The following is a 23,732-nucleotide window of genomic DNA, read 5'->3' as shown; positions in this document are numbered from 1 at the left end:
GGCAAGGCGACGTTGACGTAGTTTGAAGAGATTTTCGAAGAGTATTATTCATCTTCGTCATCATCGAAGCCCGCTAACAGGTCATTAACTTTCACAATACTTTCTGCAGCACGGCTCTTGTAGTCCGCATCTGCGCCTGTAAGGCTCGCATTGATAAATTCAATCACCATTGGAAGATTCATCCCTGCGTAAAGGTCAATATCACGACCTTCCATGATCAAGCGACTCACCACATTACAAGGTGTCCCACCGAGAAGATCCGCAAAGACTAGGAAATCATCCACCCCTTCAATAACAGCTTCAAATTTAGCAGTAAATTCTTCTGGGCCATCTTCTGGAAGAAGAGCTACTGTGTAAATGTTGTCTTGTGGGCCCATAATCATTTCTGTGCTACCTCTAAGCTCCTCACAGAAGCGACCATGGCTCACCAAAATTAATGATTTAGTCATAAGGAATTACATTCCAAGTGCAAAGTGACCAAGGGCAGAAAGAGTCAAAGCAAGTACGATAATAATACCGATAGCTTTAGTAGAGTTCATACCTTTCTTACCAAGCAACCAGAAGATAAAGGCAGTAAAGATTGCTGGAAGCAAACGTGGGAAGATTTGGTTCAAGATGTCTTGGAAATCAATCATCTTTTCACCGATTGGCAACTTGTAAGAAATTTCAAAGTTAATCACTGTTGCTACAAGAGCACCCATCATGAAGACACCAAGTACAGATGCAGCGTCAATCAAAGCTGTCAAGGTACTTTGCATGTTGTTGATAAGGTTAACCCCTTCTTTGTAAGCAAATTCCAACTGTTTCCAACGGAAGATGTCATACGCTACTGCAACTGCAATCCAAAGGAAGATCCCCCAAGGTTGGCCAGCGATAGCCATAGTTGCTGCGACTGACCCCATGATAGCAGGTACAAGTGAACCAAAGATTGTATCCCCAAGAGGAGCGAATGGTCCCATCAAACCTGTCTTGATACCGTTAACGGCGTCTTTTGAACCTACACCATCTTTTTCTTCCATGGCAAGGTCAAAACCAGCGATAATAGTATGGAAGAATGGTGAAGTATTGAAGAATTGAGTATGAACTTTCATCATTTCTTTCAATTCAGGAGTTCCATCCCCATACATTTTACGCAACTGAGGCAAGATCATGTAAAGGTAACCAGAAGCTTGCATACGTTCGTAGTTCCAACCTAATTGGAAAGTAAACAAGCTACGTTTGTTGATTTGATTAAAATCTTCTTTTGTTAGTTTGTAATTAGAATTCGTCATCTTCGATTTCCCCACTTTCTGATGGTGTAGAAGGTGCTGCTACAGCTACTTTTTGGCTATTTTTGAAGTGAAGCACTGCAAGGAAAATACCTACGATAGAGATACCAATCATAGACAATCCTTTGAAGTTGTTCACGAAACCAATTTTTTCAGCAACTTCAGCAGGAAGAGTACCTACGATACCAGCAACAGCGCCACCAAGACCTGTTACATATGAGTAAAGAACAGTCAACATAGCTGTCAAACCAAATCCCATAGCAAGGTAATGAAGGTTACGTTTAACTGGAAGGTAACGAAGCAAGATTGCAAATCCAAGACCTGGAAGCATACGTCCTGCGAGTGTCAAACCATCTGCAATCCATTGGTATTTTGTAACGAAGTCTACTACGCCTTGTACAAATTCACCACCAAAAGCAAGGGCAAAGAAGACTGGAAGGGCACGAGATAAAGCCCAAGGAATCGCACCAAGCAAGTAGTTGCGTTCAATACCTTTATAGTCAAAGCGTTCGATGGCAGCATCCACACGGTGAGCGAAGAAGGTAGTAGTCATACGACCAAGAACGTCGAAGTAAGTCAAGAGAGTTGCTACTGGTACAGCGATTGTAGTAATGGCAAGCGGTGCATCAATTCCTTGTGAAACAGAGAAGGCTGTCGCAAGAACCGCACCAGAAGTTGCGTCGATACGAGAAGCACCACCGAAGGTACCAACCCCAAGAACGAACAGTTGCAAGTTACCACCGATAAGCAAACCAGTAGTCACATCTCCCATGATTAAACCAGTAATGAAACCAGCAAATACAGGGGAACCTGCAGATGAAACGATCGTCAACTCATCACAGATTTGATAAGCTGAGTACAAAGTGAGAAGTAAAATTTGCCACCATTGTATCATAACAATGACCTCCTAAAAAATTTTTTCCTATTTTAATAAGCTCAAAAAGTCTGAAATTGGATCATTTGGAACCATTTGAGCAGTAAGTTTAACACCTTTTTCTGCCAATTTGTGGAAATCTTCCACATCCTTGTCTACTACGTTGATAGAACGTGTGATAGGGCGAGTTTCTGGTGTTTGAGACATATTCCCAACATTAAGGGTTTCAAGTGGTACACCTGCTTCTACCAAACCAAGGAAGCGGTCTGGTTTACGAGCAACGATAAAGAGACGTTGGCTATCGTATTTACCAGCAAGAATATTGGCTGCCGCTTTCTCAATTGGCAAAATACTCAATTTTACACCTGGTGGTGTCGCAAGTTTCAAACCACTCTTTTCAACATCGTTGTTGACAACTTCGTCATCTACAACCATAATACGTGAAACATTTAGTTTTCCAGCCCAAAGATTGGCTACTTGTCCGTGGATCAAACGTCCATCGATACGGCATCCTACAATTGTCATAAGTTTTCCCCCTTTATGTGTTTTAGTGTAGGTTTACGAGTTAAATGAATCTCTTCTTTATATTGGCCCTCTGTTTCAAAGATGATGATGCGGTTGGCACCTTCCTTGAGATAGCTATGAGGGATATAAAGTGAGAGGGTTGGGCCGACGTTCCAAAAACGTCCTAGATTCTGCCCATTGACAAAGGCAACTCCCTTACCAAACTCAGACAAGTCTAGGTAAGTATCTTTTGGCTCTTGGACTGTAAAGTCATAAGCGTAAAAGGCTGGTTGTCCTTGAGTCCATCCTTTTGAAAAATCAATTTTCTTAGGATTGTCTAGTGGGAGTGGATAGTGTTTCCAGTTCAGTAAGAAATGCAAATCCTTACAAACCCCTGTCCGAATTCCCTTACGTTGCGTATCTGCTAAGAACTTATGCCCATAGTTGACACGCCCCATATTTTCTATCAATATGTCAATCCTAGATAACGCTTTCTTTTCACCTTGATAAAAAATATCTTCCCCAATCTCTGTCTGATATTGGGTTTTAATCCACTGACCATCGACATACAGCTGGGCCCTATCTCGACCGTCAATGATACGAAGTCTTTCTTCTTCTGCATCCCAGTTTGTTTCTGTTCGATAGAGTAAGTAACCATAGCTTTGTCCCAGCTCCTCCATCTTTTTAGGATAGAGGCTTTCTACTGGACTTGACAAGCTATCCAAGGTTTCAAACAAGGAAACTTTTTCTACTATTGGTATAGCATCCAACTCCATACTCTCTTTGTAGAGTGGTTCTAACTGCGGATACTCTGGGAAATGTGTTGCCATCATCTTCTTGACTGCCAAGTATTTGGCAGTTGGATTTCCTTCTTCATCCAGAAGAGCATCGTAATCATAAGATGTAACTTGTGGCAGGTCCAAAGTCCCTCGAGCTGAGCAACCATTCATGAAGCCAAAGTTTGTACCACCGTGGAACATGTAAAGATTGATGGAGCCTTGTTCCAAAACCTCTCGAACTGCATCTGCCAATTCCTTAGGATCCCGTGTGATAATCGGTTCTTTCCAACGATTGAACCAGCCATCCCAGAACTCCATACACATGAGCGGCCATTTCTTGCCATGCTCATCAAAGAATTCCTGCATCTGTGAAAAGTTGTAAGGTGCCTTAGAACCAAAGTTCCCTGTTACAAAGAGGTCATCTTCGATTAAGGTTCCCGCTTTCAGAGTAGCTCTCCAAGGACCATCTGATGTAAAGAGAGGACAGGTTACGCCACGCTCTTCCATCAGCTGTCGAATGGCTCTCAGGTAAGCCTTATCTTCTCCATAAGAACCATACTCATTTTCAACCTGCATCATGAGGATATTGCCACCATTGTCCAACAGATGTGGAACCAGTCGTGGCAAGAGCTGATCATAATAGCGACCGACAGCCTCAATATAGGCAGGATCTGAAGAACGAATCCTCATGTCTTTGGTTAAGAGCCAGGCTGGTAAACCACCGAATTCCCACTCCGCACAGATGAAGGGTGACGGACGAACGATAGCGTAGAGACCCAAGTCTTGCGCTGTCTGTAGAAATCGCTCCAAATCCAGAGCTCCTTCAAAATGAAACTCACCCTCACGAGGCTCGTGTAAATTCCAAGCCACATAAGTCTCTACCGTATTAAAACCAAGAGCCTTCAAGTTATAGAGCGAATGATACCAATCCTCTGGAGGAATCCTAAAATAATGAATGGCGCCGGACAAAATCTTGAACGGTTTCCCATCTAAATAGAAATCGTCTCGTATCTCAAATCGTGTCATAAAACTACCTTTTGATTGCAAAGTTTGCGCTTTCACTCGTTGTTATAGTAATTATAAACCAATCTGTTTGAATTGTCAATAGAAATTGTCGGAATATTTACTGTAATTTTACTATTATACACACGTTCAATTAGTTTCAAACATTTTCAGACCCATTTCAAACGCTCTTTACATTCGGAATAGAGAACCTAAAATAATTTTGTATAAAATACATTTATAAAATATGAGCAATGCCTATGTAACTTAATTTTTTAATCTGTTATCTAATTTTTTATTCAAAAGACTACTATTTTTTTCGCTTTTATGGTAAAATTTTCTATGGAGAAGGAAAATAGAGGTAAAAATATGGCAATTCCCAAATATCAATACATAAAAGACGAATTAAAAAATAAAATCATCTCTGGGCAGTTTAGCAGTGGAGATAAATTTTACACTGAAGCAGAACTCATTTCAATGTACGATGTCAGCTCTATCACAGTTGTTCGCGCCTTAAACGACCTTGCCAAAGATGGCTATATTGTCCGCCAACAAGGAAAAGGAACCTTCGTTTCACGTGCACGCAAACACAAGCTTGTAGAGTTTTCAGATATTGAACTCTTCAATGCTAAAGATGATAAGGTAACTGTTCTTTCAATTGAACGCGGAAACAAGCTTGTTTACTTGGAAAAATTGGGTCTACGCGGCGATCAATTCTACTACAAGATTGAACGTATCCGCGAATCAAACGGTGTCGTTTATATCTACCATACATCCTACATCCCAGAACAATATATCAACGCAAATTATCCAAACCTTGAATACTATAGTTCTATCTATAATCGTTTCAAGTTAGACTACCACATTCACATGAATGATGAACACTTTGAAGAAATCAACGAAATAGTCTTTCCAACTCCAGAACATGCGGCTTCAGTCCTCGGAGTCGATGAACAATTCCCTACTGTCCTACAAACTAAAATCACCAAACTCGAATCAACTGGCCAAGTTTTAGAATACAGTGAAACTTACAAACAATCTGATTACTACAAGATTAAATTCATCTCATGTGACCGTGATCACTAAGAAGAAAGCCTGAGCCTAATCGCTCGGGCTTTTTCTATGCTTATTATACCACACCAAAAAGGTAGCGCTTACCTATTTTTGGAAGATTCTATAATTTGTGGAATATTTTATAGAAATAGAACCAAAAATTATACTAGATATATATACGTATTTTTTCCGACTAATCTGAAATCTTAAGCTTAAATTTTATATTTTTTTATACTTATTATAGTTTTTTGTCATCTCCTCTTGACTCTCGTTAATATAAGAAATAAAATAAAGGCGTTGATTTATATAATCGCTATCAATATAACAATGCAATCAGGAGGTTTTGCAATGAAACATGAAAAACAACAGCGTTTTTCTATTCGTAAATACGCTGTAGGAGCAGCTTCTGTTCTAATTGGATTTGCCTTCCAAGCACAGACTGTTGCAGCCGATGGAGTTACTCCTACTACTACAGAAAACCAACCGACCATCCATACGGTTTCTGATTCCCCTCAATCATCCGAAAATCGGACTGAGGAAACACCTAAAGCAGAGCTTCAACCAGAAGCTCCAAAAACTGTAGAAACAGAAACTCCAGCTACTGATAAGGTAGCTAGTCTTCCAAAAACAGAAGAAAAACCACAAGAGGAAGTTAGTTCAACTCCTAGTGATAAAGCAGAGGTGGTAACTCCAACTTCTGCTGAAAAAGAAACTGCTAATAAAAAGGCAGAAGAAGCTAAAGAGATTGATTCTAAAGAGTCAAATACAGACAAGACTGACAAGGATAAACCAGCTGAAAAAGATGCTAAAAAAAATGAAGCGAAAGCAGAGGCTGACAAACCGGCAACAGAGGCAGGAAAGGAACGTGCTGCAACTGTAAGTGAAAAACTAGCGAAAAAGAAAATTGTTTCTATTGATGCTGGACGTAAATATTTCTCACCAGAACAGCTCAAGGAAATCATCGATAAAGCGAAACATTATGGCTACACTGATTTACACCTATTAGTCGGAAATGATGGACTTCGTTTCATGTTGGACGATATGAGCATCACAGCTAACGGCAAGACCTATGCCAGTGACGATGTCAAACGCGCCATTGAAAAAGGTACAAATGATTATTACAACGATCCAAACGGCAATCACTTAACAGAAAGTCAAATGACAGATCTGATTAACTATGCAAAAGATAAAGGTATCGGTCTCATTCCGACAGTAAATAGTCCTGGTCACATGGATGCGATTCTCAATGCCATGAAAGAATTGGGAATCCAAAACCCTAACTTTAGCTATTTTGGGAAGGAATCAGCCCGTACTGTCGATCTTGACAACGAACAAGCTGTCGCTTTTACAAAAGCCCTTATCGACAAGTATGCTGCTTATTTCGCGAAAAAAACTGAAATCTTCAACATCGGACTTGATGAATATGCCAATGATGCGACAGATGCTAAAGGTTGGAGTGTGCTTCAAGCTGATAAATACTATCCAAACGAAGGCTACCCTGTAAAAGGCTATGAAAAATTTATTGCCTACGCCAATGACCTCGCTCGTATTGTAAAATCGCACGGTCTCAAACCAATGGCCTTTAACGACGGTATCTACTACAATAGCGACACAAGCTTTGGTAGTTTTGACAAAGACATCATCGTTTCTATGTGGACTGGTGGTTGGGGAGGCTACGATGTCGCTTCTTCTAAACTACTAGCTGAAAAAGGTCACCAAATCCTTAATACCAATGATGCTTGGTACTACGTTCTTGGACGAAACGCTGATGACCAAGGTTGGTACAATCTCGATCAGGGGCTCAATGGTATTAAAAACACACCAATCACTTCTGTACCAAAAACAGAAGGAGCTGATGTCCCAATCATCGGTGGTATGGTAGCTGCTTGGGCCGATACCCCATCTGCACGTTATTCTCCATCTCGCCTCTTCAAACTCATGCGTCATTTTGCAAATGCCAACGCTGAATACTTCGCAGCCAACTATCAACCTGCAGAAAAAGCACTAGAAACTATTCCAAAAGACTCTAACCGTTATACTGCTGAAAGTTTTGCTGCTGTCAAAGAAGCTGAAAAAGCCATCCGTTCACTCGATAGCAACCTCAGCCGTGCTCAACAGGATACGATTGATCAAGCAATCGCAAGCCTTCAAGATGCTATTAAAAACTTGGCTTTAACTCCAGAAGCACAAAAAGAAGAGGATGCTAAACGCGAACTTGAAAAACTGAATAAGAATAAAGTCATTTCCATCGATGCAGGTCGCAAATACTTTACTCTGAACCAGCTCAAACGCATCGTAGACAAGGCCAGTGAGCTCGGATATTCTGATGTTCATCTCCTTCTAGGAAATGACGGACTTCGCTTTCTACTCGATGATATGACCATTACTGCCAACGGAAAAACCTATGCTAGTGATGACGTTAAAAAAGCTATTATCGAAGGAACTAAAGCTTACTACGACGATCCAAACGGTACTGCACTAACACAGGCAGAAGTGACAGAGCTAATTGAATACGCTAAATCTAAGGACATCGGTCTCATCCCAGCTATTAACAATCCAGGTCACATGGATGCTATGCTGGTTGCCATGGAAAAATTAGGTACTAAAAATCCTCAAGCAAACTTTGATAAAGTTTCAAAAACAACCATGGACCTTGAAAATCAAGAAGCCCTTAACTTTACCAAAGCCCTTATCGGTAAGTATATGGATTACTTTGCTGATAAATCAAAGATATTCAACTATGGTACAGATGAATATGCCAATGATGCGACCAACGCCCAAGGTTGGTACTACCTCAAATGGTATGGACTCTATAACAAGTTTGCAGACTATTCTAACAGTCTAGCTGCTATGGCTAAGGAAAGAGGGCTACAACCAATGGCCTTCAACGATGGCTTCTATTACGAAGACAAGGATGATGCTGAATTCGATAAAGATGTCTTGATTTCTTACTGGTCTAAAGGCTGGTGGGGCTACAACCTTGCGTCACCTCAGTATCTGGCAAACAAAGGTTATAAGTTCTTGAATACCAACGGTGACTGGTACTATGTTTTAGGAAATCACAAACAAGATGAAGCTTATCCTCTTTCAAAGGCAATTGAAAATTCTGGAAAAACACCATTCAATCAACTAGCTTCTACCAAATATCCTGAAGTAGATCTTCCAACAGTCGGAAGTATGCTTTCAATCTGGGCAGATAGACCAAGCGCTGAATACAAGGAAGAGGAAATCTTTGAACTCATGACTGCCTTTGCAGACCACAACAAAGACTACTTCCGTGCTAATTATAATGCTCTCCGCGAAGAATTAGCTAAAATTCCTACAAACTTAGAAGGATATAGTAAAGAAAGTCTTGAGGCCCTTGACGCAGCTAAAACAGCTCTAAATTACAACCTCAACCGTAATAAACAAGCTGAGCTTGACACACTTGTAGCCAACCTAAAAGCCGCTCTTCAAGGCCTCAAACCAGCTGCAACTCATTCAGGAAGCCTAGATGAAAATGAAGTGGCTGCCAATGTTGAAACCAGACCAGAACTCATCACAAGAACTGAAGAAATTCCATTTGAAGTTATCAAGAAAGAAAATCCTAACCTCCCAGCTGGTCAGGAAAATATTATCACAGCAGGAGTCAAAGGTGAACGAACTCATTACATCTCTGTACTCACTGAAAATGGAAAAACAACAGAAACAGTCCTTGATAGCCAGGTAACCAAAGAAGTTATAAACCAAGTGGTTGAAGTTGGCGCTCCTGTAACTCACAAGGGTGATGAAAGTGGTCTTGCACCAACTACTGAGGTAAAACCTAGACTGGATATCCAAAAAGAAGAAATTCCATTTACCACAGTGACTCGTGAAAATCCACTCTTACTCAAAGGAAAAACACAAGTCATTACTAAGGGCGTCAATGGACATCGTAGCAACTTCTACTCTGTGAGCACTTCTGCCGATGGTAAGGAAGTGAAAACACTTGTAAATAGTGTCGTAGCACAGGAAGCCGTTACTCAAATAGTCGAAGTCGGAACTATGGTAACACATGTAGGCGATGAAAACGGACAAGCCGCTATTGCTGAAGAAAAACCAAAACTAGAAATCCCAAGCCAACCAGCTCCATCAACTGCTCCTGCTGAGGAAAGCAAAGCTCTTCCTCAAGATCCAGCTCCTGTGGTAACAGAGAAAAAACTTCCTGAAACAGGAACTCACGATTCTGCAGGACTAGTAGTCGCAGGACTCATGTCCACACTAGCAGCCTATGGACTCACTAAAAGAAAAGAAGACTAAGTCTTTTCGATAAAAAATAAACAGCGAGATTGAAGCTCGCTGTTTATTTTTTAATTAATCACCTAGTCCAAGACGTTCAAAGATATCATCCACTCGTTTGGTGTAATAAACTGGGTTGAAGATTTCATCGATTTCTTCTTGAGTGAGACGTGATGTTACTTCTGAATCTGCCTCAAGAAGTGGTTTAAAGTCTACTTGGTTGTCCCAAGAGTAGGCTGTTTTTGGTTGCACCAAGTCATAGGCTTGCTCACGGGTCATGCCTTTTTCAATCAATGTCAACATAGCCCGTTGGCTAAAGATAAGACCAAAAGTCGAGTTCATGTTTCGGATCATATTTTCTGGGAAGACTGTCAAGTTCTTGACGATATTTCCAAAACGGTTGAGCATGTAGTCAATCAAAATGGTCGTATCTGGTGTGATGATACGCTCAGCTGATGAGTGAGAAATATCGCGTTCGTGCCAGAGAGCGACGTTTTCATAAGCCGTAATCATGTGACCACGAATGACACGCGCCAGACCAGTCATATTTTCAGAACCGATTGGGTTGCGTTTGTGAGGCATTGCTGAAGACCCTTTTTGCCCTTTAGCAAAGAACTCTTCTACTTCGCGTTGCTCAGATTTTTGTAGACCACGAATCTCAGTCGCCATACGTTCGATTGAAGTCGCAATGCTGGCAAGAACCGCAAAGTACTCAGCGTGAAGGTCACGAGGAAGGACTTGTGTAGAGATTTCTTGGGCACGGATGCCAAGTTTATCGCAGACATACTCCTCTACAAATGGTGGGATATTGGCAAAGTTCCCAACCGCACCAGAAATCTTACCAGCTTCTACACCAGCAGCTGCATGCTCGAAACGCTCGATATTGCGTTTCATTTCGCTGTACCAAGTTGCCAATTTAAGACCAAAGGTTGTCGGCTCAGCGTGCACACCATGAGTACGCCCCATCATGATGGTGAACTTGTGCTCCTTGGCCTTGTCAGCGATGATATTAGTGAAGTTTTCAAGGTCACGACGGATGATGTCGTTGGCCTGCTTGTAGAGGTAACCATAAGCAGTATCCACCACGTCGGTAGAAGTTAACCCATAGTGAACCCACTTGCGCTCTTCACCAAGAGTCTCAGAAACCGCACGCGTGAAAGCCACCACATCGTGGCGCGTCTCCTGCTCAATTTCCAAAATACGGTCGATGTCAAAGTCCGCCTTCTTGCGAATCAAAGCCACATCTTCCTTAGGGATTTCCCCCAACTCAGCCCATGCCTCGTCAGAGAGGATTTCCACCTCAAGCCAAGCACGGTATTTATTTTCTTCACTCCAAATATTCGCCATCTCAGGGCGAGAGTAACGGTTGATCATGTGTTAATTTTTCCTTTCTTCTTAAGCTGTTGGGAATAAGCTATCTAGGTAAACCAAGATTTCTACTCAAACTCCTCTTTTTCAATAAACACAGACGGGTAATGATCTAGTGTATTCAAATCCGTATCCAGCGGTACATCATAGATAGCTAAATAATTTTCGGGGTATTGTGCAGCTAGTTCTTCATATTTAGCTTGTACCTTATCTTGGTCAGCACTGGCATACAACACTTCAACAACTGCTCCAGTCTTATCCTTTTCAATAAATGTATTAACGATAATTTGTATCATAGACTTGTCCTAAAAATCAATCCCTTCCCCAAGCTCATCCACACTATCCGGTACATCACTAAACAAGGTCACATGTCCCATCTTGCGGTTGTGCTTCGCTTCTATTTTACCATACATGTGGAGGTGGGCGCTTGAATTTTCTGTCACATATTGCTCAGCAGCCTCGACATGCTGACCGAGGACATTAAGCATAACGGCTGGCGCATGGAGTTTGATGACTGGTAATGGTGCTCCGAGAACACCGAGAATATGGGTGTCAAACTGAGAGAAATCACAGGCTTCAATAGAATAGTGCCCAGAGTTATGTGGTCGTGGGGCGATTTCATTGACAATAACGTCATCATCAGTCGCAAACATTTCCACACAGAGAGTTCCAGACAAGTTGAGTTGTTCTGCGATTCGCACTGCCATAGCTTTAGCCTTGTCTACTAGACTTTCAGAAATGCGGGCTGGTACGATGGTCTTAGACAGGATATTGTTGCGGTGGATATTTTCCTGAACTGGGAAAAACGTCACCTCCTTGCCATTTCCTGACACGATGACAGAAATCTCAAGGTCAAAGTTGATAAATTCTTCCAAGACGCAGTCTGCTGAGTCTGCTAGCGCATAGGCTGCTTCCAAGTCTGCTTCTGAACGAATAACCTTTTGTCCATGACCATCGTAGCCACCAGTCGCAGTCTTGAGGACATAGTTTTTCGACAAGTCGATATCTGCCAAGTCTAGGCTAGAAGTCACGACCTTGTAGGGTGCCACAGTGACTTGAGCCTTGTTTGACAAAAAGTCCTTTTCAAAAATACGATTTTGCGAAATGCGGAGCAGATCTGTTCCTTGAGGGAGTTGTCCATCCTTGATAACGGCATCCAAACCGTCAGCGTCGACATTTTCAAACTCGTAAGTGAGGACATCGCAACGGTCTGCCAACTGACGGAGGGCGTCCACATCGTTATAAGGTGCCACAATGATTTCCGCCACGCGAGAGGCCGGGCAATCCGCCGCAGGATCCAGCGCGATAACCTTGTGCCCCATGTAGATAGCAGAAATGGCCATCATCTGACCCAGTTGACCGCCACCGATAATTCCGATTGTTTTAGATGAGCTCATTGGTAGACTCCTCTGCGATTTTTCCTTGTTCTTCTGCAAAATCTGCCAAAGCCGTCGCGATAGCTTGATCCTCTACTGAAAGAAGACGGAGGGCGAAGAGAGCCGCATTTGTCGCACCAGCTTCACCGATAGCCATTGTCGCAACAGGCACCCCACCCGGCATCTGAACGATAGAATAGAGTGAATCCACGCCACTAAGGGCACGAGATTTGACTGGCACGCCAATGACTGGAAGGGTTGTTTTGGCAGCTACCATTCCTGGCAAGTGGGCTGCGCCACCTGCACCTGCGATAATGACCTTGATGCCACGGCTACGAGCTTCTTCGGCATGTCTGAACATGAGGTCTGGTGTGCGGTGGGCAGAGACAACCTTCTTCTCGTAGGCTACACCGAAGCGGTCTAGGACTTCTGCTGTTTTTTGCATGGTTGCCCAGTCGGATTTTGAGCCCATGATGATGGAAATAATTGGTTTAGTCATAATTTTTCCTTTTTTCTTCTTTTTTGATAATGGTCTTAGGTGGTGGGGACGGAAGCAAACCTTCGGTTTCATTCCTAAACTTTGAGCCTAAGGTCTCAAAGTTTCCCCCTGACCAGAACATTCACTGTTCTGGTCTTTTCACCACGACGACCATTATCGTGTTTGGCGACTACGGCGCGTTATTCTTATATCTTTACTTAATTGCCTTGCTTCCGATATCTGTTCGGTAGAAGAGTCCTTCTATTTTTTGTTGGGATAGTTCTTGGTAGATGCTGGCTTGGGCTTCTTTGACGGTGGCTGCTGTGGTAACGAGCATATAAACTCGTCCGCCGTTTGAGATCAGTGCTCTGCTATTTTCCGCAAACTTAGCCCCTGCATAGTAGGTGATGACATCGCCTTCTGTCTTGGCTGGCAACTCAACGCCCCTTTCATAGTCTAGCGGGTAGCCCTTGGATGCGACAACCACACCCAGAGTCACACCCTTATCCGTCCAGGTGATGTTTGGCTCCTTGCTATCCAGAATATCTGTAATATTTTGTGCAAAGTCAGATGTCAAACGAGGCAAGATAATCTGTGTTTCAGGATCTCCAAAGCGAGCATTGAACTCGATGACTTTAGGATCTTCTGCTGTCAGGATAAGCCCTGCATAGAGGATGCCAAGATACGGACGGCCTTCTTTGATCATCCCTTCAAGGATTGGCTTGACAATAGTCTCAACCGCTGTATCAACTACACTCTGTGGTAAGTGTGGAACTGGCGCATAGGCACCCATCCCACCAGTGTTAGGCCCCTTATCGCCATCATAGGCACGTTTGTGGTCTTGCGCTGTTGGCATGATGTAGAACTTGTCCCCATTGACAAAGGCAAAGAGTGAAAATTCCTCTCCTTCAAGGAATTCCTCAATAACCACACGCGCACCTGAGTCACCAAATTTATTGTCCAAAAGCATCTCGTGAGCTGCTTCGACCGCTTGCTCAACCCTCTCCGCAACGACGACACCCTTCCCAAGCGCCAGGCCATCCGCCTTGACTACGATAGGCGCACCCTGCTTTTCGATATAGGCCTTGGCTTCCTCGAAATCTGAGAATGTGCCATAGGTTGCTGTCGGAACGCCGTATTTGACCATGATTTCCTTAGCAAAATCCTTGGACCACTCCAACTCTGCCGCCAATCTTGTCGGACCAAAGGCTTTGAGACCAGCTTGGTTAAAATCATCCACGATACCAGCTGCAAGGGCGTCATCTGGCCCTATAAAGGTCCAAGCAATATCGTTGGCTTTTGCAAACTCAATCAATTTAGAATGTTCGGAAATAGAGATATTTACCAATTTCAGACCATCCAGAGTCATACCGTCATTCCCAGGAGCTACAAAGACTCTTTCAACCCCTTTTGATTCAAGTAACTTTTTAGCAATCGCATGCTCACGACCACCCGAACCGACAACAAGCAGTTTCATTTCTCAACCTCTTTTGCGAATTATTTACCAACATTATATCAAAAAAGTTCGTTTTAATCTTGTTTCAGTTAGCATTTTAAGCCAAAAAAGGAAAGAAACTGTTTTCTTCCCTTTAACGTTCTTAATGTCTAAAATGTCTCACACCTGTAAAGACCATTGTCAAGCCATATTTGTCAGCAGCTTCGATAGACTCTTGGTCACGGACGGATCCACCCGGCTGGATGATAGCCCTGATCCCTGCTTTGGCGATTTCTTCCACATTATCCGCAAATGGGAAGAAGGCATCCGAAGCAAGAACAGCGCCGTCAAGACGGTCTTTAGCTTGATCAATAGCGATGCGAACAGAAGCCACACGGTTAGTTTGACCCGGACCGACACCAAGTGTCATGTGGTCATTGGTTACGATGATACCGTTTGATTTGACGTACTTGATAGCTTTCCAAGCAAACTCAAGAGCAGTCGCTTCTGTCTCAGTTGGCTGGCGTTTGGTCACCACTTGCCAGTCAGCTGGGCTTTCTTTGACCACGTCTTGGTTTTGTACCAGAAGTCCACCGACAACACCTGTGTATTCTGCTTCCACTTCGCTAGCCTCTTGAGCATCAAATGGCAAGGCAAGGATACGCAAGTTTTTCTTTTTATTAGTCAAAATAGCTAGCGCTTCATCCGTATAACTTGGTGCGATGATGATTTCAAGGAAAACACCATGCATCTTCTCAGCTGTCGCAACATCCAACTCACGGTTGAGAACGACGATTCCACCGAAAATTGAGACTGGGTCAGACTCATAAGCATAGTCCCAAGCAGTCTCGATGTCGTCAGCTTGACCAATTCCACATGGATTCATATGTTTGAGAGCCACAACGGTTGGACGATCTTTGAAGTCACGGATGATACGAATGGCAGCATCCGCATCACGGATATTGTTAAAAGACAATTCCTTACCGTTGAGCTGTTTAGCGGATGCAATCGAGTAATCTGTCGGCAAAGCTTTTTGATAGAAATCGGCATCTTGTTGAGGATTTTCACCGTAACGCATTGGTTGCTTGAGGTCATAAGTCAAAGTGAGTTTTTCAGGCTTGCTTTCACCCACTTGAGCTGTGAAGTATTCTGCAATCAAGGCGTCATAAGCCGCTGTGTGACGAAATACTTTGGCTGCTAAACGTTGGCGAGTTTCATAAGAGGTTTCGCCGTTTGCTGCCAATTCGTCCAAAACCACAGCGTAGTCAGCAGGATCTACCACAACTGTAACACTGGCATGATTTTTCGCTGCTGAACGAAGCATAGACGGCCCACCAATATCGATATTTTCAACTGCATCAGCATAAGTCACATCTGGTTTAAGGATAGTTTCCTTAAATGGGTAAAGGTTGACCACCACAAGGTCAATGAGCTCAATCTTGTTGTCCTTAGCCGCTTCCAAGTGGCTATCCAAGTCACGACGAGCGAGAAGCCCTCCGTGGATATTTGGGTGGAGGGTCTTCACACGACCGTCCATCATTTCTGGGAAACCAGTCACATCATCGATAGCAATGGTATCCACCCCAGCATTATCAAGGGCAACCTTAGTTCCACCTGTTGAGATAATCTCCCAACCAAGTTTTTTGAGTTCTTGGGCAAATTCAACAATGCCCGCTTTGTCTGAGACGCTGATTAAGACGCGTTTAGTCATTATATTCTCCTTTTCCAAAACCATATATTTAACTTCGTATAAAATATCTATTAGATACACTTCTTTTGAAGCTTTACCCCATATGGGGTATTTAATAATATTTTTTATTCCACTATCTATGAAATTAATCAACCATACTATTATAGCTACGATTAAAATTAAACCCAAAAATGTTTCAACAGAAATAGCTGTCTCATCTGCAACAAATAATTTATTTAAAGCCAAAGTGATAAAAGCCGTTACCAAAATTATACCAACTATGCCTACCGACTTTACTAAACTTTCATACTTCTTAATTTTATTATCCTGTTTATCTGTCAAATCAGCTATTAACAACTTCACAGCATAACTAGCTTTTTCTCCATACATAAGAATCAATTCATACTTTATTTCTCTACATAGCTCTTCAAATTTATTAGGTTTTCCATCTGAAATTTTATCAAATTTTCGACTGAGATAAATAAAGCCCCCCAAAGAAAGTACAGTAAAAATAAGAGAAACTATTTTAACACACAAATCACCAAAATTCCAGAACCAAAGTACATAACTTGTCAACATTAGAATAATAAATACAATTAAGCTAACTAGAAATAAATTTCTAATTTTTATTACTTTAGGGTAAAATTGTTTTTCATACTCATTAAAAAAATATTCAAATTCTTTAACTTTATCTAGTAAAGTCTTAATAACTTTATTATTCAAAATTTACTTTCTCCTTAATTTCAAACTATCCAACACTTCCGGATACAACTTGTACTCTGCCTCATGGATGCGAGCTTCAAAGCTTTCTATGGTATCATCAGCCAGCCGTGGCACACGCACTTGTTTGATAATCTTCCCTGTATCTACACCTGAGTCCACCCAGTGAATGGTCACGCCACTCTCAGCAACACCAGCATTCCAAGCGTCCTCAATCCCATGAGCTCCTGGAAATTCTGGCAGGTAGGCTGGATGAATGTTGATGATTCGGCCTTCATAGGCTGCCAATAAGGTTGGCCCAACAATTTTCATGTAGCCTGCTAGACAAACCAAGTCAATCTGGTGCTCTTCCAAGAGTTCGACAAGGGCCGCTTCGTAGTCTGCCTTGTTCTCAAACTCCTTGAGTTCAAAAGCGTAGGATAGGACACCAAGCTTGTCTGCACGTTCGAGCACATAGGCGTCACGATGGTCTGAAAAGACAAACTCTACTGGAAATTGTTCCGCTATCACCTGAAAATTTGAGCCATTACCAGAGGCAAAAACTGCTATTTTTTTCATTTGATGATGACACTTTCGTTTTCTTTCTTGACGATACGACCAATTTCATAGACTGGTTCATTCAACAATTCCTTGATACGAGTTACATTTTCAGGGCTAACTGCCAGTATGAGCCCTACCCCCATATTGAAGATTTCAAACATTTCTTCATGTTTGATTTCACCGTATTTTTCAAGGGCTTTGAAAATTGGAAGCACTGGAACCTTGTCTTCCTCAATCTCAGCTGCTAAATCAGCTGCAAACATACGAGGGACATTCTCAATAAAGCCACCACCTGTGATATGGGCAATGCCGTTGACCAACTCTTCCTTGATGAGTGGCAAAACAGACTTGACATAGATACGAGTCGGCTCAAGCAAAACTTCCTTGAGTTGCTTGCCTTCCAATTCTGGCAGGACTTCCTCACCTGTGTAGTCTGCAAAGACACGACGGACGAGAGAGTAACCATTTGAGTGAATCCCACTTGAAGCGAGTCCGAGAAGAACATCACCTTTTGCCACCTTTGAACCGTCAATGATTTGAGATTTTTCAGCCACACCAACCGCAAATCCAGCCAAGTCGTAGTCATCTTCGCCGTACATGCCCGGCATTTCAGCCGTTTCCCCACCGATGAGGGCAGCACCAGCCTGCACACAACCTTCTGCCACACCAGCAACGACTTGCTCTAGCTTAGCTGGTTCATTCTTACCTGTCGCCACATAGTCGAGAAAATAGAGGGGTTCCGCACCTGCAGCGATGATATCGTTGACACACATGGCCACACAGTCCTGACCGATAGTATCGTGCTTGTCGTACTTGATAGCCAGCATGAGCTTGGTTCCGACACCATCCGTCCCTGAGATCAATACGGGCTCTTTGACACCTGTTTTTGAAAGATCAAACATGCCACCAAAGCCACCAAGAGCTCCAATGACACCTGCACGCTCCGTACGAGCCACGTGCTTTTTAATCCGTTCAACAACTTCATAACCCGCTTCAACATCCACACCAGATTGAGCGTACGCATTTTTATTTGCCATTTCTTTATTCCTTTTCTTTTATGGAGAATCTCAGTAACTCACTTGTAAAAACTGGTCTTTTCTTCCAAACTTCTACGATAGTCTTCTTCGTAGTCATAGAGAGGTGTTGGGTAGTCACCGTCAAAGTAAGCGACACAGAGACCACCATTTGGCGCATCCGTTTCAATCCCAATCGAATCAATCAACCCCTCAACAGAGAGGTAAGTCAGGCTGTCAGCTCCAATGATTTTGCGAGTTTCTTCAATCGTATGATTAGCCGCAATCAGCTCCTGACGGGTCTGGATATCAATCCCGTAGAAGCATGGATAAGCTAGCGCTGGACTGCCAATAGCAACGTGAACTTCAGTCGCACCTGCTTCTTTCAAAAGCTGAACGATACGACGAGAAGTTGTTCCACGTACAATAGAGTCATCAATCATAACCACACGCTTGCCTTTGACAACACCAGAAACTGCAGACAATTTCATCCGCACCCCTTGCTCCCGCAATTCTTGAGTCGGTTGGATAAAGGTACGTTGGGTGTATTGGTTCTTGATGAGGCCCATTTCATTTGGCAAACCAGATTCTTCCGCAAATCCCATGGCTGCGCTGAGGGAAGAATTGGGCACACCGACCACTATATCCGCCTCATGCTTGAATTCACGCGCCAATTGAGCACCCATACGTTTACGTGCCGTATGAACATTGACACCATGAATGTTAGAATCAGGGCGGGCAAAATAGATATACTCCATAGAACAGATTGCTAACTGAGTATCATCCGTATAGCTATCATACTGGATGCCCTTGTCATCAATGATCACAATCTCACCTGGCTTCAAATCACGAATCCATTCAGCACCAATAACCTCAAAAGCACAGGTTTCAGAGGAAACCACCACCGCTCCGTTGGCCATTTTCCCGATAGAAAGCGGACGGAAACCATTGGGATCAAGAGCCGCAATCAACTTATCTTCAAATAGCAAGATATAGGCAAAACCACCTTTAACTAGGCTGAGCGCCTCCTTGATTTTGCCCATCAGACTAGGATTGTGACTGCGACGAATGAGGTGAGCCAAGATTTCAGAGTCCGAAGTCGCGCTGAAAATTGCTCCTCTTTGTTCCAGTTCTTTCTTGAGAGAGGCTGCATTGGTCAGATTTCCATTATGAGCCAAACCAAACTGCATATCGTGAAAACGGAAGAGGAAGGGTTGGATGTTATCAACAGAAGCTTCGCCAGCAGTCGCATAACGCACATGCCCAATCGCACCAGCTCCTGTCAATTTATCCAAATTGGCTGGATTTCTGAAAACTTCTGATAAAAGCCCCATGTCACGATGGCGCTTCAGTTGTCCTTGATCATTGGAGAGGATTCCTGCCCCCTCCTGACCACGGTGTTGAAGACTGTGGAGTCCAAAATAGGTCAACTTAGCAGCATCTGGATGTCCCCAAATACCGAAAACACCACATTCTTCATTAAGAGATTTTACTTCGTATGTCATTTTTTATACCTAATTTTCATTTGTAATCATCAAGAGCTAGATTTACATGACTTTTACATTACTGATACTATCTATTAGAAAATCTGTAAGTCTTATTTTCCAGTGAAATGTTTAACCGCTGATGCGAACAGGTGTTGGTCTTTATTGCCTGGGATATTTTGGAAAAGACCATCCTCATAACGTTCTGAGTGGCCCATCTTACCGATGATTTGACCATTCTTGCTGGTAATTCCTTCGATGGCATGGACAGAACCATTCGGATTGTACTTAGAATCCATACTTGGTTTACCGTTAAAGTCAACGTATTGGCTGAAAATTTGACCATTGTCACGGAGCTCTGCAAATTCCTCAGCCGTCACGACAAACTTCCCTTCACCATGCGATACTGGGATAGCATGAATATTACCCACTTGCACTCCAGCCAACCATGGCGAGTTGGTATTGGCAATCCGAGTTTCCACCATCTTGGCCACGTGCTGGTTGGCATCATTGTAGAAGAGGGTTGGGCTCGTACTGCTGGCATCCTCGAAGTTCCCGTATGGAAGAAGACCTGATTTGACGAGGGCCTGGAATCCATTACAGATACCGATAATCAAGCCACCACGGGCGATAAAGCTATCAATAGCCGCACGCACTTTTTCATTAAGCAGGATATTGACGATAAACTTAGCTGAACCATCTGGTTCATCCGCAGCCGAGAATCCACCGGCAAAGAAGAGAATATTAGTCTTGTCGATATTGTCAACCATAGTTTCAACTGACTTGACAATAGCTTCTTCATTCAAGGTCACGAATGGCACCAAATTGACCTCTGCACCTTCTTTTTCGAAGGCCTTAGCTGAATCATATTCTGAGTTGGTTCCTGGAAAGACTGGGATGTAAACCACAGGTTTTTCAACCTTTTCTTTGGCTTTAATCACAACATCTGATACCACAGCTGGTACTTCTTCTAGTTCTTTCGCTTGGGTAAATTCTGTTGGGTAAACTTCTTCCAATGTCCCTTGAAATGCACTGTCAAGCTTGTGTCCATCTAGCTTCACACCGTTGACAGTCAGTGTAAAGTCTGCTTTCGTTTGTCCAATCTTCTCTACTCCAGCAATTTCTTCAGGAGATGTGAAGACAAATCCGCCCAATTGTGCTGTCAAAGAACTTTCAAGTTCAGGCAAGATTACCTCTGCACCGATATGATTTCCAAAAGTAGCAAGAGCCAAACTTTCAACTACACCACCGTATTTGACAGCTGATGCAGATGTCACTTTATGGTCAGCTTGGATGGCTTCAAACTGAGTAAAATTTTTCTTAATCAAGTCAAAATCAATCTCTGCAGAGAGGGCTTGACCTGGGATGTAGTAGATATTTTCCCCAACAGCTTTAAATTCTGGAGAGAGCACCTTACGGCTATCTGCCGTCGTCACCCCAAAGGCAACCAAGGTTGGCGGAACGGTCAATTCTTCAAAGGTACCAGACATGGAGTCCTTACCACCGATAGATGGCAAGCCAAGCTGAATTTGTGCTTCAATAGAACCTAGAAGAGCAGCTACTGGCTGACCGAAACGCTCTGCTTGTTTATCCATACGCTCGAAATACTCTTGGTAAGAGAAACGAGCCTTGGACCAGTTGGCACCAGCAGCCACCAAACGAGCAGTTGCTTCGATAACCGCATAAGCAGCACCGTGGTATGGAGACCATTCAGCTACATATGGGTTGAAACCTTGAGCAATGACCGACGCAGTATGAGTCACACCGTGTTGAACTGGCAATTTCTGCACAGATGCCTCAGTTGGTGTGAGTTGGTAACGACCACCAAGTGGGTGATTAACCGTTGAGCGTCCAACAGAGCAGTCAAAGATAGTCTGTAATCCTTTTTGACTTGCATGGTTGAGGTCAGATAGAACCGTAAGGGTATCTGATTCCAGTGTTTCAGCAGATGTTTGACGCTCTTCTGGGAGTTTGACATCCTTGTCCACAACTTTGGCATCGACAACCACGCGCACACCATTGGTGTCAAGGAAACGGCGTTCCAAGTCAACGATTGTCTCACCATTCCAGTGCATGACAAGATTTGGTTTTTCAGTTACTGTCGCCACCACAACAGCATCAATATTTTCTTTGTTACATTCGGCAACGAAGGTATCCACATCTTCAGGACGAACCACGACCGCCATCCGTTCTTGTGATTCAGAGATGGCAATTTCTGTACCATTCAAGCCCTGGTATTTAAGAGGCACCTTGTTGAGGTCGATTTCAAGACCGTCTGCCAATTCACCGATAGCCACACAGACACCGCCTGCCCCAAAGTCATTGGACTTCTTGATCAGACGAGTGACATTGCCATTACGGAAGAGGCGCTGAATCTTGCGTTCTTCGATGGCATTTCCTTTTTGAACCTCAGCACCAGCAGTCTCTACAGACTCAACTGTTTGAACCTTAGAAGACCCTGTCGCACCACCGACACCATCACGTCCAGTCTTACCACCGAGCAGGATAATGACATCCCCCGCTTCCGGTTTTTCACGGACTACATTTTCCTTAGGAGCAGCACCGACAACGGCACCCAACTCCATACGCTTAGCAACGAAGCCTGGGTGGAAGTATTCACGAACATAGGTCGTCGCAAGCCCAATTTGGTTACCATATGAAGAATAACCATGAGCCGCTGTTTTAGAAATGACTTGTTGTGGCAGCTTACCAGCACGCGTTTCAGAGATTGGTGCTGTAATATCACCTGCACCCGAGATACGCATAGCTTGGTAAACGTATGAACGTCCTGACAATGGGTCACGAATGGCTCCACCAATACAGGTAGCAGCCCCACCAAATGGCTCAATCTCAGTTGGGTGATTGTGGGTTTCGTTCTTGAACATTAGGAGCCATGGCTCTTTCACACCATCAACATCCACTTCGATTTCTACTGAGCAAGCATTGATTTCATCTGACACTTCCATATCATCCAAACGTCCATTGGCACGCTCATAACGACCGAAAATAGTAGCCATATCCATCAAGGTTTGTGGTTTTGCCGTACGTCCCAACTCATCACGCATGGCAATATACTTGTCATAGGTCGCCTGCAATTGCTTTTGGAATTTAGAAGCTGAAAAGTCGATGTGTTTCAACTCTGTCTCAAAAGTCGTATGACGGCAGTGGTCAGACCAGTAAGTGTCCAAAACCTTGAGTTCGGTCTCAGTTGGCACGCGCCCCATTGACTTAAAGTAGTCTTGGATAAAGAGCAAATCATCCACTTCCATGGCCATCCCTTGCTCAGCCTTGTAGCGAGCAAAGTCTTCTGCTGTATAGCTTTCAAAGAAAGTCAATTTGGGAATAGTCTTGTCTGACTCTGAAAATTCCTGCTTGGCAATCCCTACCGTGATGTCCTTGAAACGAGAATCAACTGGGTTGAGCAGATAGTTCTTGACCGCTTCCAACTCAGTCGCATCAATATCCTTATTGACTAAGTACAATTGTGCTGTATTAACCGTCACATCACTCGAACTTCCTAGTAAAAGCAAGGCTTCCTGTGAAGAAGCCGCACGCTGGTCAAACTGCCCTGGTAGGCTTTCAATCGCAAAGAAAGCATAGTTGGCAAGATCCGCCTGCACAGCCGCTTCATCCAAAACATGGTCTATCACCTGCTCAGAGAAAATGTGTTTCTCTGCAGGTGCAAACAGGTCCTCTGCCAAGTCAAATACATCATAAACTCGCACGATGCGAATACTTTTCAAAGTTGAAAGCCCCAAGTTGTGCTGGAGCTCTCTCACCAAACTCTCTGACTTGACCTGAAAATCAGCCTTTTTTTCAACAAAAATACGTTTATCCATCAATTCTTATTCCTTTATTTCAGCTCTTGCAATGTTTCCAAACAGCCTTGAG

General features: G+C 43.3%; 18 protein-coding genes. 3 read left to right on the top strand and 15 right to left on the bottom strand.

The window, feature by feature from the left end; all coding sequences use genetic code 11:
- Positions 1–44: 44 nt before the first annotated feature.
- The 5 genes from HT678_RS00805 to HT678_RS00785 are packed head-to-tail and all read right to left on the bottom strand — an operon-like array spanning position 45 to position 4,451.
- Positions 45–449: a PTS sugar transporter subunit IIA gene (locus HT678_RS00805; protein ID WP_007284837.1), complete on the bottom strand. Its 405-nt coding sequence runs from the start codon at positions 447–449 to the stop codon at positions 45–47.
- Between the two features lie 6 nt (positions 450–455).
- Positions 456–1,271 (bottom strand): PTS system mannose/fructose/sorbose family transporter subunit IID, encoded by an 816-nt coding sequence (locus HT678_RS00800; protein WP_000185300.1) that lies wholly within the window; start codon positions 1,269–1,271, stop codon positions 456–458.
- Entirely contained in the window at positions 1,258–2,163 is a 906-nt protein-coding gene (locus HT678_RS00795; RefSeq protein ID WP_000617007.1) for a PTS mannose/fructose/sorbose/N-acetylgalactosamine transporter subunit IIC, read from the bottom strand. Before HT678_RS00795 ends, HT678_RS00800 begins: the two co-directional genes overlap by 14 nt.
- Before the next feature lie 27 nt (positions 2,164–2,190).
- The gene (locus HT678_RS00790) at positions 2,191–2,667 is read right to left on the bottom strand and encodes a PTS system mannose/fructose/N-acetylgalactosamine-transporter subunit IIB (RefSeq protein ID WP_000156972.1); all 477 of its coding nucleotides are present in this window, start codon (positions 2,665–2,667) and stop codon (positions 2,191–2,193) included.
- On the bottom strand, positions 2,664–4,451 hold the full coding sequence (locus HT678_RS00785) for a beta-galactosidase (protein ID WP_000196546.1): 1,788 nt from the start codon (positions 4,449–4,451) through the stop codon (positions 2,664–2,666). The genes HT678_RS00790 and HT678_RS00785 overlap by 4 nt, the downstream gene beginning before the upstream one ends.
- Positions 4,452–4,796: 345 nt before the next feature.
- Between HT678_RS00785 and HT678_RS00780 the strand changes: the two genes are divergently transcribed.
- Both HT678_RS00780 and strH read left to right on the top strand, forming a co-directional pair.
- Positions 4,797–5,513: a GntR family transcriptional regulator gene (locus HT678_RS00780; protein ID WP_172922018.1), complete on the top strand. Its 717-nt coding sequence runs from the start codon at positions 4,797–4,799 to the stop codon at positions 5,511–5,513.
- A gap of 315 nt (positions 5,514–5,828) precedes the next feature.
- The gene (gene strH / locus HT678_RS00775; protein ID WP_172924515.1) at positions 5,829–9,758 is read left to right on the top strand and encodes an LPXTG-anchored beta-N-acetylhexosaminidase StrH; all 3,930 of its coding nucleotides are present in this window, start codon (positions 5,829–5,831) and stop codon (positions 9,756–9,758) included.
- A gap of 54 nt (positions 9,759–9,812) precedes the next feature.
- Here strH and purB read toward each other — a convergent pair whose 3' ends face one another.
- From purB to purH, 6 genes are all read right to left on the bottom strand, one after another.
- A complete protein-coding gene (purB, locus tag HT678_RS00770; protein WP_000610745.1) occupies positions 9,813–11,111 on the bottom strand; it encodes an adenylosuccinate lyase in 1,299 nt (432 codons plus the stop codon).
- 62 nt (positions 11,112–11,173) lie between these two features.
- Positions 11,174–11,401: a hypothetical protein gene (locus HT678_RS00765; RefSeq protein WP_000614701.1), complete on the bottom strand. Its 228-nt coding sequence runs from the start codon at positions 11,399–11,401 to the stop codon at positions 11,174–11,176.
- 9 nt (positions 11,402–11,410) lie between these two features.
- Positions 11,411–12,502, bottom strand: coding sequence for a 5-(carboxyamino)imidazole ribonucleotide synthase (gene purK / locus HT678_RS00760; RefSeq protein WP_000099012.1), 1,092 nt, complete (start codon positions 12,500–12,502; stop codon positions 11,411–11,413).
- On the bottom strand, positions 12,489–12,980 hold the full coding sequence (gene purE / locus HT678_RS00755; protein WP_000165491.1) for a 5-(carboxyamino)imidazole ribonucleotide mutase: 492 nt from the start codon (positions 12,978–12,980) through the stop codon (positions 12,489–12,491). Before purE ends, purK begins: the two co-directional genes overlap by 14 nt.
- A 193-nt stretch (positions 12,981–13,173) precedes the next feature.
- Positions 13,174–14,436 carry a phosphoribosylamine--glycine ligase gene (gene purD / locus HT678_RS00750; RefSeq protein WP_050208255.1) on the bottom strand — a complete coding sequence of 421 codons (1,263 nt, stop codon included), beginning with the start codon at positions 14,434–14,436 and terminating at the stop codon, positions 13,174–13,176.
- A gap of 121 nt (positions 14,437–14,557) precedes the next feature.
- The gene (gene purH / locus HT678_RS00745; RefSeq protein WP_031222471.1) at positions 14,558–16,105 is read right to left on the bottom strand and encodes a bifunctional phosphoribosylaminoimidazolecarboxamide formyltransferase/IMP cyclohydrolase; all 1,548 of its coding nucleotides are present in this window, start codon (positions 16,103–16,105) and stop codon (positions 14,558–14,560) included.
- A gap of 118 nt (positions 16,106–16,223) precedes the next feature.
- Between purH and HT678_RS00740 the strand changes: the two genes are divergently transcribed.
- The gene (locus HT678_RS00740) at positions 16,224–16,454 is read left to right on the top strand and encodes a hypothetical protein (protein ID WP_138703024.1); all 231 of its coding nucleotides are present in this window, start codon (positions 16,224–16,226) and stop codon (positions 16,452–16,454) included.
- A 356-nt stretch (positions 16,455–16,810) separates the two neighbouring features.
- Here the strand turns inward: HT678_RS00740 and purN are convergent, their stop codons facing one another.
- The 4 genes from purN to HT678_RS00720 all read right to left on the bottom strand — a co-directional run bounded on the left by purN (position 16,811) and on the right by HT678_RS00720 (position 23,680).
- On the bottom strand, positions 16,811–17,362 hold the full coding sequence (gene purN / locus HT678_RS00735; RefSeq protein ID WP_023938635.1) for a phosphoribosylglycinamide formyltransferase: 552 nt from the start codon (positions 17,360–17,362) through the stop codon (positions 16,811–16,813).
- Positions 17,359–18,381: a phosphoribosylformylglycinamidine cyclo-ligase gene (purM, locus tag HT678_RS00730; protein ID WP_023938637.1), complete on the bottom strand. Its 1,023-nt coding sequence runs from the start codon at positions 18,379–18,381 to the stop codon at positions 17,359–17,361. The genes purN and purM overlap by 4 nt, the downstream gene beginning before the upstream one ends.
- Positions 18,382–18,419: 38 nt before the next feature.
- A complete protein-coding gene (purF, locus tag HT678_RS00725; protein WP_023938639.1) occupies positions 18,420–19,862 on the bottom strand; it encodes an amidophosphoribosyltransferase in 1,443 nt (480 codons plus the stop codon).
- Between the two features lie 92 nt (positions 19,863–19,954).
- Complete coding sequence (locus tag HT678_RS00720) at positions 19,955–23,680, bottom strand: phosphoribosylformylglycinamidine synthase (RefSeq protein WP_023938642.1); 3,726 nt, start codon at positions 23,678–23,680, stop codon at positions 19,955–19,957.
- Positions 23,681–23,732 lie beyond the last annotated feature (52 nt).

The sequence above is a fragment of the Streptococcus sp. 3167 genome (assembly GCF_013277175.1).
In the GTDB taxonomy this organism is placed as follows: Bacteria; Bacillota; Bacilli; order Lactobacillales; family Streptococcaceae; genus Streptococcus; species Streptococcus pseudopneumoniae.
The sequence above is the reverse complement of the archived record's forward strand: the minus strand, read 5'-3'. Positions and strand labels throughout refer to the sequence as shown.

What these genes read in the sequence shown, in the direction of transcription:
- strH (WP_172924515.1), top strand. Translation starts at nt 5,829, where the DNA reads ATGAAACATGAAAAACAACAGCGTTTTTCTATTCGTAAATACGCTGTA.
- HT678_RS00780 (WP_172922018.1), top strand. Translation starts at nt 4,797, where the DNA reads ATGGCAATTCCCAAATATCAATACATAAAAGACGAATTAAAAAATAAA.
- HT678_RS00740 (WP_138703024.1), top strand. Translation starts at nt 16,224, where the DNA reads ATGAAATTAATCAACCATACTATTATAGCTACGATTAAAATTAAACCC.
- HT678_RS00790 (WP_000156972.1), bottom strand. Translation starts at nt 2,667, where the DNA reads ATGACAATTGTAGGATGCCGTATCGATGGACGTTTGATCCACGGACAA.
- purN (WP_023938635.1), bottom strand. Translation starts at nt 17,362, where the DNA reads ATGAAAAAAATAGCAGTTTTTGCCTCTGGTAATGGCTCAAATTTTCAG.
- purE (WP_000165491.1), bottom strand. Translation starts at nt 12,980, where the DNA reads ATGACTAAACCAATTATTTCCATCATCATGGGCTCAAAATCCGACTGG.
- purB (WP_000610745.1), bottom strand. Translation starts at nt 11,111, where the DNA reads ATGATCAACCGTTACTCTCGCCCTGAGATGGCGAATATTTGGAGTGAA.
- HT678_RS00785 (WP_000196546.1), bottom strand. Translation starts at nt 4,451, where the DNA reads ATGACACGATTTGAGATACGAGACGATTTCTATTTAGATGGGAAACCG.
- HT678_RS00720 (WP_023938642.1), bottom strand. Translation starts at nt 23,680, where the DNA reads ATGGATAAACGTATTTTTGTTGAAAAAAAGGCTGATTTTCAGGTCAAG.
- purF (WP_023938639.1), bottom strand. Translation starts at nt 19,862, where the DNA reads ATGACATACGAAGTAAAATCTCTTAATGAAGAATGTGGTGTTTTCGGT.
- purK (WP_000099012.1), bottom strand. Translation starts at nt 12,502, where the DNA reads ATGAGCTCATCTAAAACAATCGGAATTATCGGTGGCGGTCAACTGGGT.
- purD (WP_050208255.1), bottom strand. Translation starts at nt 14,436, where the DNA reads ATGAAACTGCTTGTTGTCGGTTCGGGTGGTCGTGAGCATGCGATTGCT.
- HT678_RS00800 (WP_000185300.1), bottom strand. Translation starts at nt 1,271, where the DNA reads ATGACGAATTCTAATTACAAACTAACAAAAGAAGATTTTAATCAAATC.
- HT678_RS00765 (WP_000614701.1), bottom strand. Translation starts at nt 11,401, where the DNA reads ATGATACAAATTATCGTTAATACATTTATTGAAAAGGATAAGACTGGA.
- purM (WP_023938637.1), bottom strand. Translation starts at nt 18,381, where the DNA reads ATGGCAAATAAAAATGCGTACGCTCAATCTGGTGTGGATGTTGAAGCG.
- HT678_RS00805 (WP_007284837.1), bottom strand. Translation starts at nt 449, where the DNA reads ATGACTAAATCATTAATTTTGGTGAGCCATGGTCGCTTCTGTGAGGAG.
- HT678_RS00795 (WP_000617007.1), bottom strand. Translation starts at nt 2,163, where the DNA reads ATGATACAATGGTGGCAAATTTTACTTCTCACTTTGTACTCAGCTTAT.
- purH (WP_031222471.1), bottom strand. Translation starts at nt 16,105, where the DNA reads ATGACTAAACGCGTCTTAATCAGCGTCTCAGACAAAGCGGGCATTGTT.